Source organism: Mesorhizobium sp. B2-1-3, assembly GCF_006442495.1.
GTDB lineage: Bacteria > Pseudomonadota > Alphaproteobacteria > Rhizobiales > Rhizobiaceae > Mesorhizobium.
This window is the reverse complement of record NZ_VFWL01000022.1, coordinates 79,166-91,434: the sequence shown is the minus strand read 5'-3', so window position 1 is coordinate 91,434 and position 12,269 is coordinate 79,166. Positions and strand designations below refer to the sequence as shown.

11 protein-coding genes are annotated in these 12,269 nt (G+C 63.4%); 6 read left to right on the top strand and 5 right to left on the bottom strand.

The window, feature by feature from the left end:
* Positions 1 to 160: 160 nt before the first annotated feature.
* Both FJ973_RS27590 and FJ973_RS27585 read right to left on the bottom strand, forming a co-directional pair.
* Positions 161 to 1,078: a pseudouridine-5'-phosphate glycosidase gene (locus FJ973_RS27590; protein ID WP_140558556.1), complete on the bottom strand. Its 918-nt coding sequence runs from the start codon at positions 1,076 to 1,078 to the stop codon at positions 161 to 163.
* A gap of 76 nt (positions 1,079 to 1,154) precedes the next feature.
* On the bottom strand, positions 1,155 to 2,099 hold the full coding sequence (locus FJ973_RS27585; RefSeq protein WP_140558554.1) for a carbohydrate kinase family protein: 945 nt from the start codon (positions 2,097 to 2,099) through the stop codon (positions 1,155 to 1,157).
* Between the two features lie 282 nt (positions 2,100 to 2,381).
* On the opposite strand from FJ973_RS27585, the gene recA reads away from it, so the two are divergent.
* Both recA and alaS read left to right on the top strand, forming a co-directional pair.
* Positions 2,382 to 3,479: a recombinase RecA gene (gene recA, locus FJ973_RS27580; RefSeq protein WP_010909075.1), complete on the top strand. Its 1,098-nt coding sequence runs from the start codon at positions 2,382 to 2,384 to the stop codon at positions 3,477 to 3,479.
* A gap of 303 nt (positions 3,480 to 3,782) precedes the next feature.
* Positions 3,783 to 6,449, top strand: a complete 2,667-nt coding sequence (gene alaS / locus FJ973_RS27575; protein WP_140518329.1) for an alanine--tRNA ligase — start codon at positions 3,783 to 3,785, stop codon at positions 6,447 to 6,449.
* A 150-nt stretch (positions 6,450 to 6,599) separates the two neighbouring features.
* On the opposite strand, the gene FJ973_RS27570 is transcribed toward alaS, so the two are convergent.
* Together FJ973_RS27570 and FJ973_RS27565 are read right to left on the bottom strand one after the other, a co-directional pair.
* Positions 6,600 to 7,226, bottom strand: coding sequence for a glutathione S-transferase N-terminal domain-containing protein (locus FJ973_RS27570; RefSeq protein WP_140558552.1), 627 nt, complete (start codon positions 7,224 to 7,226; stop codon positions 6,600 to 6,602).
* Between the two features lie 86 nt (positions 7,227 to 7,312).
* Entirely contained in the window at positions 7,313 to 8,524 is a 1,212-nt protein-coding gene (locus FJ973_RS27565) for an NADP-dependent isocitrate dehydrogenase (protein WP_140493857.1), read from the bottom strand.
* A 213-nt stretch (positions 8,525 to 8,737) separates the two neighbouring features.
* On the opposite strand from FJ973_RS27565, the gene FJ973_RS27560 reads away from it, so the two are divergent.
* From FJ973_RS27560 to FJ973_RS27550, 3 genes are read left to right on the top strand one after another with little or no spacing between them, the layout of a single operon-like run.
* On the top strand, positions 8,738 to 9,661 hold the full coding sequence (locus FJ973_RS27560; RefSeq protein WP_140493855.1) for an RNA methyltransferase: 924 nt from the start codon (positions 8,738 to 8,740) through the stop codon (positions 9,659 to 9,661).
* Entirely contained in the window at positions 9,654 to 10,442 is a 789-nt protein-coding gene (gene murI / locus FJ973_RS27555) for a glutamate racemase (protein ID WP_140558550.1), read from the top strand. Before FJ973_RS27560 ends, murI begins: the two co-directional genes overlap by 8 nt.
* 59 nt (positions 10,443 to 10,501) lie before the next feature.
* Positions 10,502 to 10,687, top strand: coding sequence for a DUF3008 family protein (locus tag FJ973_RS27550; protein WP_140493851.1), 186 nt, complete (start codon positions 10,502 to 10,504; stop codon positions 10,685 to 10,687).
* A gap of 168 nt (positions 10,688 to 10,855) precedes the next feature.
* Here the strand turns inward: FJ973_RS27550 and FJ973_RS27545 are convergent, their stop codons facing one another.
* The gene (locus FJ973_RS27545; protein ID WP_140518326.1) at positions 10,856 to 11,062 is read right to left on the bottom strand and encodes a hypothetical protein; all 207 of its coding nucleotides are present in this window, start codon (positions 11,060 to 11,062) and stop codon (positions 10,856 to 10,858) included.
* Between the two features lie 482 nt (positions 11,063 to 11,544).
* Between FJ973_RS27545 and rpsD the strand changes: the two genes are divergently transcribed.
* Positions 11,545 to 12,162, top strand: a complete 618-nt coding sequence (gene rpsD / locus FJ973_RS27540; RefSeq protein WP_140493847.1) for a 30S ribosomal protein S4 — start codon at positions 11,545 to 11,547, stop codon at positions 12,160 to 12,162.
* Positions 12,163 to 12,269 lie beyond the last annotated feature (107 nt).

Below are 12,269 nucleotides of genomic sequence, written 5' to 3'. Positions count from 1 at the left end.
GGCCTATGAGGCGGGGCGGCGGGCGGGAAAATAACGCTAGGACCTCGGGGCGATGAGGCAGTGCAGACTTTTTCGGAGACGTCCAGCAGGACAGAGGAGGGCGTGACGGAACTCGGTGGTCGCGAGTAGCCGTGGTGCCGCCGCTCGTATTTCCGGCGTCCTACAGCGCCCCGGCAATTCGCGCTGCCAGCCGAGCATTGTTTTCGACCAGCGCGATGTTGGTCTTCAGGCTCCGGCCGCCGGTGAGTTCGAGGATTTTGGAGAGCAGGAACGGCGTCACCGCCTTGCCGGTAACGTTGAGCGCCTCGGCGGCCTTCTGGGCGGCCTCGATGTAGCCGGCCATCTCGCCGGCCGGGATTTCGTGATCCTCCGGCACCGGATTGGCGATCAGCATGCCGCCGCTCAGGCCCAGCGCCTGTCGCGTCTTGTAAAAATGCGCGATCTCTTCCGGCGCGTGCAAGGTCAGCGGCGCGCGGAACGGCGACTGCCGCGACCAGAAGGCCGGCATGGTCTCGCAGCCATGGCCGATCACGGGCACGCCGCGGGTCTCCAGCACCTCCAGCGTCTTTTCGATGTCGAGGATGGCCTTGGCCCCAGCCGAGACGACGATGACGGGCGTGCGCGCCAGCTCATCGAGGTCGGCGGAAATGTCGAAGCTTTTTTCGGCGCCCTTGTGCACGCCGCCGATGCCGCCGGTGGCGAACACCTTTATCCCAACCATATGCGCGGCGATCATTGTGGCGGCAACCGTGGTGCCGCCGGTGCGCCCTTGCGCGACGGCGAAGCCGAGATCGGCGCGAGAGAGCTTCATGGCGTCGCCGGTCATGGCGAGCGATTCGCGTTCTCCGTCGGAGAGGCCGATCTTGATGCGGCCCGCCACCACGGCGATCGTCGCCGGCACCGCGCCGCCGTCCGCAATGATCCTTTCCACTTCGGCCGCCATGGCGCCATTGTCGGGGTAGGGCATGCCGTGGGTTATGATGGTGCTTTCCAGCGCCACCACGGGCTTTCCGGCCGACAGGGCCTGCGCCACCGGCGCGTGGACATCGATGAAGGGGCGGGCGGTGTCTGGGGTCATCTTGATCTCCAATCCGGAGTGCGGCGCATCTTTTTGGACGCTCGATCGGCACTGCGGCACTGTGAACTGGCCGGTCTCATGCCATTTCCTGCTCTTCGGGCACAAGAGCCAGCGCTTGCGCGAAAGTCGCCGCGGTGAAATCGGGAACGGCGCCCGCGCTTTCAATAGCCAGCGTCGCGGCGGCGACGCCCTCGCGCAACGCCGCGCGCAAGGGCATGCCGCGCAGCAGGGCGGCGACCGTCGCGCCGGCAAGCGCATCGCCGGCGCCGGTGACGTCCACGACCTTTCTTGGAGGGGGCGGGACGACGGCAAAGCTGCCGTCGCGGTCGAAGCCCAGCACCGGGCCGCCGCCCGCCGTGACCACCGCGCTGTCGAGGCCGGCGCTTCTCAGCCCGTCGAGGACAGTTTTTTGAGAGGCGGCATCGTCAAGCCCGGCAAGCGCCACCGCCTCGCGCCTGTTCATGAAGGCGACGGCCAGGCCGCCGAGCACTGGTGTCAAGCGCACGACCTTGGCCGGTGAAATGGCAATGGCGAACACGGGCTTGCCGGCGGCAAGCGATACCAGCCGCTCCAGAGCCGCCGATGGCAGATTGGCGTCGCACAGGACGGCATCTGCGGCGGCGATCTCCTCCCTCACCCTGGAGCGGCGGATCTGCTTTGCAAATGCCAGCTCATAAAGCGCCATGTCGGCAAAGCCGACGAGCAGTTCGCCCTCGCGGTCGATCAGCGCCGTATAGCTCGGCGTCGTGCGGTCGAGGAACACCGCGGACAGGTCGGCAATGCCTGCTTCGGCGATGGCGCGCGAAACCGTGTCGGCGGCGGCATCGCCGCCGCGCACCGACAGCAACGAGCCCGAGACGCCTCGCCGCACCGTGCTGCGCAAAGCGTTGAAGACGCCGCCGCCGACATCCTCGCGCATCGTGCCCGGGTTGGAGGCAGCCGGCACGTAAGCGCCGGACACCTGGCCGCGCCTGTCGATATGGGCGCCGCCCACCGCCAGGACTCTTGGAGATCTCACCATGCGCCGATATGACCTTTGTTGGCGGTCACGCACAAGCGCCATGCTGTGCGACGGAGCTTCGCAGGCAACAACCAGCGATTCGTGAGGCCGGCACGGCGAACCAGCCTGGCCCAATATTCGGACCATGTTGGAGCCGAATCCTGAGACAAAAAAAGAACAAATCAGGATGTTGCTTATTTTTCAAATGCTTGATCCCTCTTGCCAAATGAGAACAAAAAAGGTACAAATAACCAAGGATTACGGATTGTCCGGCCTTCATTGACGACTACGGGGTGATGTATCATGGCTCAGAACAGCTTGCGGCTTGTAGAGGATAAGGCAGTGGACAAATCAAAGGCTCTGGATGCGGCGCTGTCGCAAATCGAGCGGGCTTTCGGCAAGGGCTCGATCATGCGGCTCGGCGCGAACGAGCAGGTCGTCGAGATCGAAACCGTGCCGACCGGCTCGCTTGGCCTCGACATCGCGCTTGGCGTCGGCGGCCTGCCGCGCGGCCGCATCATCGAGATCTACGGGCCGGAAAGCTCGGGCAAGACGACGCTGGCGCTGCACACGGTGGCGGAAGCCCAGAAGAAGGGCGGCATCTGCGCCTTCGTCGATGCCGAGCACGCGCTCGATCCGGTCTATGCCCGCAAGCTCGGCGTCGATCTCGAAAACCTCCTGATCTCGCAGCCTGACACTGGCGAGCAGGCGCTTGAAATCTGCGATACGCTGGTGCGCTCCGGCGCCATCGATGTGCTGGTGGTCGATTCGGTCGCGGCGCTGACGCCACGCGCCGAAATCGAGGGCGAGATGGGCGATTCGTTGCCCGGCCTGCAGGCCCGCCTGATGAGCCAGGCGCTGCGCAAGCTGACCGCCTCGATCTCGCGCTCCAACACCATGGTCATCTTCATCAACCAGATCCGCATGAAGATCGGCGTCATGTTCGGCTCGCCTGAAACCACCACCGGCGGCAATGCGCTCAAATTCTACGCCTCGGTGCGTCTCGATATCCGCCGCATCGGCTCGGTCAAGGACCGCGACGAGGTCGTCGGCAACCAGACCCGCGTCAAGGTGGTCAAGAACAAGCTGGCGCCGCCCTTCAAGGTGGTCGAGTTCGACATCATGTACGGCGAAGGTGTGTCGAAGACCGGCGAACTGGTCGATCTCGGCGTCAAGGCCGGCGTGGTCGAGAAATCGGGCGCCTGGTTCTCCTACAATTCGCAGCGTCTCGGCCAGGGCCGCGAGAACGCGAAGCTGTTCCTGCGCGACAATCCCGATACGGCGCGCGAGATCGAACTTGCGCTCAGGCAGAACGCCGGACTGATCGCCGAAAAATTCCTCGAGAATGGCGGCTCCGAAGGTGGCGATGATGGCTTCGAGGATGAAGCCGGCGCGATGTAAGCGCTCGTCGGCACGATCTAGCGTTCGCTGGCGCGATCTAGCGTTCGGTTTACGGCCCGAGTTCGGCCATAATCCCGGTTCATCAACTTGAGCTTATGTAATCGAGTTCTGTAGTATTGCGTTTCGAACCGCCGGCCCCGTGCCGGCGGTTCGCGTTTTGAGCGGCTGGCGAACCGCGAATTGGCCAGCTTGCGTGTTTCTGGACAGGGTGCCAAGCGGCGGCTAAAAGGCCAGCTCCATCTTCTAAAGCAGAGCCCATTTTCCGCCGGTCCGGCCGGCGGCTCTCTCGAAAAGGCAGCATTCATGAGTGGCGTGAACGAGATCCGGTCGACATTTCTCGACTATTTCCGCAAGGAGGGTCACGAAGTCGTGGCGTCGAGCCCGCTTGTGCCGCGCAACGATCCGACGCTGATGTTCACCAATGCCGGCATGGTGCAGTTCAAGAACGTCTTCACCGGCCTGGAGAAGCGGCCCTATTCGCGTGCCACGACCGCCCAGAAAAGCGTTCGCGCCGGCGGCAAGCACAACGATCTCGACAATGTCGGCTACACCGCGCGCCACCTGACCTTCTTCGAGATGCTCGGCAATTTCTCCTTCGGCGACTATTTCAAGGAGCGCGCCATCGAGTTGGCCTGGAACCTCATTACCAGGGAGTTCGGGCTTAAGAAGGACAAGCTGCTCGTCACCGTCTACCACACCGACGACGAGGCGGCCGGCTTCTGGAAGAAGATCGCCGGCTTTTCCGATGATCGCATCATCCGCATCCCAACCTCCGACAATTTCTGGGCGATGGGCGACACCGGGCCGTGCGGGCCATGCTCGGAAATTTTCATCGATCGCGGCGAGCACATCTGGGGCGGTCCGCCCGGCACCCCGGAGGAGGATGGCGACCGGTTCCTGGAATTCTGGAACCTGGTGTTCATGCAGTACGAGCAAGTGACGAAGGACGAGCGCATTGACCTGCCGCGCCCGTCGATCGACACCGGCATGGGGCTGGAGCGCATGGCCTCCATCCTGCAAGGCGTGGAAAGCGTGTTTGAGACCGACCTGTTCCGCCATCTGATCGATGCGGCGTCGTCCGCGCTCGGCCGCGGTCCCGACGCCGAGACCGTCGCATCCTATCGCGTCATAGCCGATCACCTGCGCTCGTCCTCGTTCCTGGTCGCAGACGGCGTGCTGCCATCGAACGAAGGCCGCGGCTATGTGCTGCGCCGCATCATGCGCCGCGCCATGCGGCATGCGCAATTGCTCGGTGCGAACGAGCCGCTGGTGTGGCAGCTGGTGCCGGCGCTGGTTCGCGAGATGGGTCAGGCCTATCCGGAACTGGTGCGCGGCGAACAGCTGATCACCGAGACGCTGAAGCTTGAGGAGACCAGGTTCCGCAAGACACTGGTGCGTGGCCTCGGTTTGCTGTCGGAGGCGACGGAAAAGCTCGGCGCCGGCGACATGCTGGACGGCGAGACGGCCTTCAAGCTTTACGACACCTATGGCTTCCCGCTTGACCTGACGCAGGATGCGCTGCGCCAGCGCAACATCTCGGTCGATCTTGCCGGCTTCACCAATGCGATGGAGCAGCAGAAGGCCGAGGCGCGTAAGCACTGGGCAGGTTCCGGCGAGGCGGCGACGGAAGCGGTCTGGTTCCCGGTGCGCGAAAAAGCCGGTGCCACCGAATTCCTCGGCTACGAGACCGAGCAGGCGGAAGGCATCATCCAGGCGGTTGTCCGCGACGGCAAGACCGTCGACAGCGCCGGCAAGGGCGAAGCGGTAGCCGTGGTCGTCAACCAGACGCCGTTCTATGCCGAATCCGGCGGCCAGATGGGCGACACCGGAACCATTTCAGGCGAAGGCTTCTCGATCGAGATTTCCGATACGCAGAAGAAGGCCGACGGGCTGTTCGTGCATCTCGGCAAGGTGGTCAGCGGCACTGCCAGGACGGGTGCCGCCGTCGAGCTGAAGGTTGACCATGCGAGGCGCTCCAGGCTCCGCGCGAACCATTCCGCGACGCATCTGATCCATGAGGCGCTGCGCGAGGTGCTGGGCACCCATGTCGCACAGAAGGGCTCGCTGGTCGCGCCCGAGCGCCTGCGCTTCGACATCTCGCACAACAAGCCCATCTCGCCCTCGGAACTCGAGGAGGTCGAGCGCATGGCCAATGAGATCGTGGTGCAGAACAGCCCGGTGATCACGCGCCTGATGTCGGTCGACGATGCCATTGCCGAAGGCGCCATGGCGCTGTTCGGCGAGAAATACGGCGATGAGGTGCGCGTCGTGTCTATGGGCACGGGCCTACATGGCGCCAAGGCCAACCGCCCCTATTCGGTCGAGCTTTGCGGCGGCACGCATGTCAGGGCAACCGGTGACATCGGCCTGGTGCGCGTCGTGTCCGACAGCGCCGTCGCCGCAGGCGTGCGCCGCATCGAGGCGCTGACGGGCGAGGCCGCGCGCAAGCATCTCGACGAACAGGACCGGCGGCTGAAGGCGGCCGCGGCAACACTGAAAATCTCGCCGGCCGACGTGCCGGCGCGTGTTGAAGCCCTGCTCGAAGAGCGCAAGAAGCTCGAGAAGGAGCTCACCGAAGCGCGCAAGAAGCTGGCGCTGGGCGGCGGGTCGCCCGCTGACGCGCCGGCCGCCAACGAGACCGTCGCGGGCGTCGGCTTCCTCGGCAAGTCGGTTTCCGGTGTCTCGCCGAAGGATCTGAAGCCGCTCGCCGACGCCGGCAAAAGCTCGCTCGGCTCCGGCGTGGTCGTGTTCGTCGGTGCGGGCGAGGACAACAAAGCGAGCGTCGTGGTCGCCGTCACCGATGATCTCGTCGGCCGTTTCAGCGCCGTCGACCTGGTGCGTGTCGCCTCCGCCGCCCTCGGCGGGCAGGGCGGCGGCGGCCGGCCCGACATGGCGCAGGCCGGTGGCCCCGATGCCTCGAAGGCCGACGACGCGATTGCTGCGGTGAGGGCGGCGCTGGAGGCAGCGTGATTCATTGCAGAATTGGGGGGCAACGCTCCAGGCCGGTTGCTTCCCTTCGAGGTCGCGCGGCCCCTCATGAGGGGCGGCGCGACATCAATGATCGGTTGTCCGCGAAATCGTTGACCTGAATCGAATATCGCTGCGCTGCGCTGTCGCAGATCAGCCGGCCTTTTCAGTCCTGGCAAAGCTTGTCTGTTTAGCAATACAATCCCACCAGTCCTGTATGTCGGCAAAGCGAGCCAGCAGTTTGCGCCCTTCCGCCACCTTGACGAAATAGCCGATGATCGGTGCCGCATGCAGGTCGGCGAGCGTCAGTTGATTGCCGAGCAACCACGGCCCCGGGGATCTCAATGATGAGAGCGCCTGAAGGACCGTTCCTGCTTGTCGTAATCCGCTGACAATCAGCGCTTCGTCAGGCGACGCCTTCTCCAGCCGCTCCACGGCGACGTCCCAGACCATGGCCCGATAGCCATAAGCGTCGAGCATGCCGATGATCTGGTTCATCCGCGCGCGGCCGCGCGGATCGTTCGGCTGCAAGGGCGGTCCGTCGAAAGCTTCATCGACATAGCGCGTGATCGCGCTGGCCTCGAACAGGCGAAAACCGTCATGCTCGAAGGCCGGGATGCGGCCGAACGGGTGGTGCTCGAAATACCAGCCGGGGATGCCCTCGGCGGCAAAGACATCGACCGGCACAAGCTCATAGTCGACGCCCTTCTCCTCCAGCGCCATGCGCGCTATGCGCACGTAAACGCTGTAGTCCGCGCCGTAGAGGACCGGTTTGGCCATGTTGCCAGTCCTTTGCTTTCGATTTCGTTGGCCCAAAAAAGCGAAGGCTCCTTCCGGAGCCTTCGGCGTGTTGAACCCGCGGGTGCCTACGCCATCGCCTTCTGCAAATTCTCGTCGATCTTGTCGAGAAATCCGGTGGTCGACAGCCAAGGCTGGTCGGGGCCGATCAGCAGCGACAGGTCCTTGGTCATGAAGCCGGATTCGACCGTCTGGATGCAGACCTTTTCCAGCGTTTCGGCAAAACGCTTCAATTCGGCATTGTCGTCGAGCTTGGCGCGGTGGGCCAGCCCTCGGGTCCAGGCGAAGATCGAGGCGATCGAATTGGTCGAGGTTTCCTCGCCCTTCTGGTGCTGGCGATAGTGGCGCGTCACGGTGCCGTGCGCGGCTTCCGCTTCCACCGTCTTGCCGTCCGGCGTCATCAGCACCGACGTCATCAGGCCAAGCGAGCCGAACCCCTGCGCCACCGTGTCGGACTGTACGTCGCCGTCATAGTTCTTGCAGGCCCAGACATAGCCGCCCGACCATTTCAGGCTGGAGGCCACCATGTCGTCAATCAGGCGGTGCTCGTACCACAGCTTCTTGGACTTGAACTCGGCCTCGAACTCAGCCTCGTAGACCTCCTGGAAAATATCCTTGAAGCGGCCGTCATAGGCCTTGAGGATGGTGTTCTTGGTCGAGAGATAGACCGGGTAGTTGCGCAGCAGGCCGTAGTTCAGCGAAGCGCGGGCGAATTCGCGGATCGACTCGTCGAGATTGTACATGGCCATGGCGACGCCGGCGCCGGGCGCGTCGAACACGTCGTGCTCGATCACCTGGCCATCCTCGCCGACGAACTTGATCGTCAGCTTGCCCTTGCCGGGAAAACGGAAATCGGTGGCGCGGTACTGGTCGCCATAGGCGTGGCGGCCGACGATGATCGGCTTGGTCCAGCCGGGCACCAGCCGCGGCACGTTCTTCATGATGATCGGCTCGCGGAAGATGGTGCCGCCGAGGATGTTGCGAATGGTGCCGTTCGGCGATTTCCACATCTTCTTCAGCTTGAATTCCTCGACGCGCTGCTCGTCGGGCGTGATGGTCGCGCATTTCACGCCGACGCCGTATTTTTTGATGGCGTTGGCCGAATCGACGGTCACCTGGTCGTTGGTGGCGTCGCGATGCTCGATGCCGAGGTCGTAATATTCAAGCTTGAGGTCGAGATAAGGGTGGATCAGCTTGTCCTTGATGAACTGCCAGATGATGCGGGTCATCTCGTCGCCGTCGAGTTCGACGACCGGGTTCGCCACCTTGATCTTCGCCATGGAAAGAATGCCTCGTTGCTGGGAAATGGGACGGCCTTGCCCGCGTGGCGTTCGGCCGGGGATGCGCCCCTATATCAAAGCGTTTTTGGCCGCGCAAACGACGATCGGTCACGAAAGCGAAGCGATCGCCCCGCCATTTGCGAATGGTTCATTTTCGCGGCCGAATATGGCAGGGGACGCTGAAATGCCGCAAACAGCAGTTCATTGACAATCATGCCCGTCACCAAAGATTCCGATACCGCTTCAGTCGCCAGCCCCGCCATCATCCTCGTGGAGCCGCAGCTCGGCGAGAATATCGGCATGGTTGCGCGCGCCATGGCCAATTTCGGCCTGGTCGAACTTCGCCTCGTCAACCCGCGCGACGGCTGGCCGAACGAGAAGGCGCGGGCGGCGGCCAGCCGCGCCGACCATGTCATCGACGCCGTCAAGGTTTTCGACGATCTCGCCACGGCGATGGCCGACCTGAATTTCGTTTTCGCGACCACCGCAAGGCAACGCGACGGCTTCAAGCCCGTGCGCGGGCCGGTCGAGGCGGGCAGGGTGCTCCGGGCTCGCCATGGCATGGGTCAGCGAACCGGCATCCTGTTCGGCCGCGAGCGTTTCGGCCTCTATAATGACGAGGTTGGCCTCGCCGACGAGATCGTCACTTTTCCGGTCGATCCCGATTTTTCCTCGCTCAACATCGCCCAGGCCGCGCTTCTCATGTCCTACGAGTGGATGAAATCCGGCCTCGAGGACGAGACCAAGACCAACTTTACGGGTCCGGACATGAAGCCGGCCAGCAAGGAAGAACTGCACGGCCTGTTCGCCTATCTCGAAGGCGCACTCGAAGCGCGCGGCTATTTCCGGCCGGCGCCGAAGAAGCCGAAGATGGTTGACAATCTGCGCGCCGTATTGACCCGGGCGGGATTTGCCGAGCCGGAGCTCAAGGTGCTGCGCGGCATCATCTCGTCGCTGGACAGGTTCTCGCCGGCGATGCCGCGCGGCGACGGCTCTCCGGGAGATGATCCAAGGCGGCTTCCGGCAGCGGCGCGCGCCGGCGGTCCCGGCCGCAAGACCAATGCGGATCGTCAGGTGGCCGATGACGACGACAACGCCGCGCCGCCGCTCGGCGGCAAGGGAACCGACAATGACTGATCAGCCGATCCTGATGTTCGATTCCGGCATTGGCGGGCTGACTGTGCTGCGCGAGGCGCGCGTGCTGATGCCCGACCGCCGCTTCGTCTACATCGCCGACGACGCCGCCTTCCCCTTTGGCGCCTGGGAGGAACCGGCGCTGCGGATCCATATTCTCGACCTGTTCGGCAAATTGCTGGACCGGTTCTCCCCGGCCATCTCGGTCATCGCCTGCAACACCGCCTCGACGCTGGTGATCGACGCGTTGCGCGAGAGATTTCCCGGCCATCCCTTTGTCGGCACCGTGCCTGCGATCAAGCCGGCGGCGGAGCGTACCCGCTCCGGCCTCGTCTCCGTGCTGGCGACGCCGGGCACGGTGAAACGGCAATACACGCGCGACCTGATCAGCAAATGGGCGCAGAAGTGCCATGTCCGGCTGGTCGGCAGCGACCGTCTGGCGGGGCTGGCCGAAGCCTATATGCGCGAAGGCTTCGTCGACGAGGAAGCCGTGCGCGCCGAGATCGCCCCATGTTTCATCGAGCGCGACGGCATGCGCACCGACATCGCCGTGCTCGCCTGTACGCACTATCCTTTTCTGGTCAACCGCATGCGCAAGACCGCACCCTGGCCGGTCGACTGGATCGATCCTGCCGAAGCGATCGCCCGGCGGGCGATGTCGCTGCTGTCGCCGGTCAATGGGCCGTTGCCGCATGGTGAGCCGGACATCGCGGTCTTCACGTCCGGCAAGGCGGATTTTGCCACCAGCCGTTTGATGCAGGGCTTTGGACTGACGGTCGCCTGATTTCCGGAACATTGGCGAGGCCGTTTCGTTTTCTCCCAGGCAATGAAGGGAGAAAAACCATGCCTGCCACCTCGAAAGCCCAGCAGAAGGCCGCCGGCGCCGCATTGTCGGCCAAGCGCGGCGAGACCAAGAAGAGCGAGCTCAAAGGCGCTTCCAAAGGGATGTACGAATCCATGAGCGAAAAGCAGCTCGAGGAATTCGCCGAAACCAAGCGCAAGGATCTGCCGGAGAAAAAGAAGCACTGAGGGAAGCGCTATTTGGCACGCCCTTTGTGAAGGGCTCGTCCAATGGCAAGAAATAGGCCCGCGACGGGGTCGCAGGCCTTGATGTTATTGTCTGGTCAATGGCCGACGTAATCAGCGCCAGTGGCGGCTGTTAGCGCCAGTGGCGGCTGTTAGCGCCAGTGGCAGCTGTTAGCGCCAGTGGCAGCGTCGCACTTTTTGGCGAATGACATGGCGGTGACCATGGCGCCAGACGACGCGCTTCTTGACCACGATCCGGCATACCTGATGAGGCCGGTGACCTTGCCAATGCCTTGCCATCGCCGGCTCCGGCGTGATGACGGCCATCGATCCGGCCAACACCGTCGCACCAGTCAGGCTTAGAAAGAACTTCTTCATCCGAATTCAGGCTCCTCTGCTCAAGTCCCTTCCTGGAGCGGTTCAGCTTCGGGGAATCGCCGCCCCGCTCCGGTTTTTTACACAATCCCGGGTAGAAACCGCTAGCGCTTTCCGGGAATTGTTCCAATACCGCGGGCGCGACAACCTCCCGCCGGATGCGACACCGCATTGAACAACAACACTGAAAATCGTAGATGGTCGCGGGGCGGCGCCAGTTGGAACCTTGACAGCGGTTAAATCTCTGTTTAACAGCGCTCCCAACACCGGGCCGCAACGCCCGGTGGTTTGTTTTGCATGCGCAAGACCTCGACGGAAACCAGTCTGTTTTCCAAGGTCTTGTTTGAACTGACGTGTCCCGTGGGTTTTTCGCCGCGTTGCGTGGAAAAACCCTGTCAGGTCTCGAAAACGGAGGCCAGAGGAGGGCGCGTTTCCTTCACCCGGACCATGAGGCTCCGGGTTATGTTGTTTTGAAAGGGAATGCGATGAGCAAGCGCGAATCCGCGAAGTACAAGATCGACCGCCGTCTCGGCGAAAACATCTGGGGCCGCCCGAAGTCCCCGGTCAACAAGCGTGAATACGGCCCCGGCCAGCACGGCCAGCGCCGCAAGGGCAAGCTTTCCGATTTCGGCCTGCAGCTGCGCGCCAAGCAGAAGCTGAAAGGCCACTATGGCGACGTTTCGGAAAAGCAGTTCCGCAAGGTCTATGAAGAGGCCGATCGCCGCAAGGGCGACACCTCGGAGAACCTGATCGGCCTGCTCGAGTCGCGTCTGGACGCGGTCGTCTATCGCGCCAAGTTCGTTCCGACCATTTTCGCCGCCCGCCAGTTCGTCAACCACGGCCATGTCAACGTCAACGGCAAGCGCGTCAACATCGGCTCGTACCGCTGCAAGCCGGGCGACGTCGTCGAAGTGCGTGAAAAGTCGAAGCAGCTGGTGATCGTCCTGGAATCGGTCGGCCTCGCCGAGCGCGACGTGCCGGACTACATCGAAGCCGATCACAACAAGATGACCGCGACCTTCTCGCGCATCCCGGGCCTGGCGGACGTTCCGTTCGCCGTCCAGATGGAACCGAACCTCGTCGTCGAATTCTATTCGCGTTAAGCGAAGGCTTTTTGCGAGACCGGAAGGGGCCGCCCATCGAGGCGGCCTTTTCTTTGTCGGCCATGTCCGCTAATCCGGGCGGCAACGAAGCTCCGAACGTTCGTTGC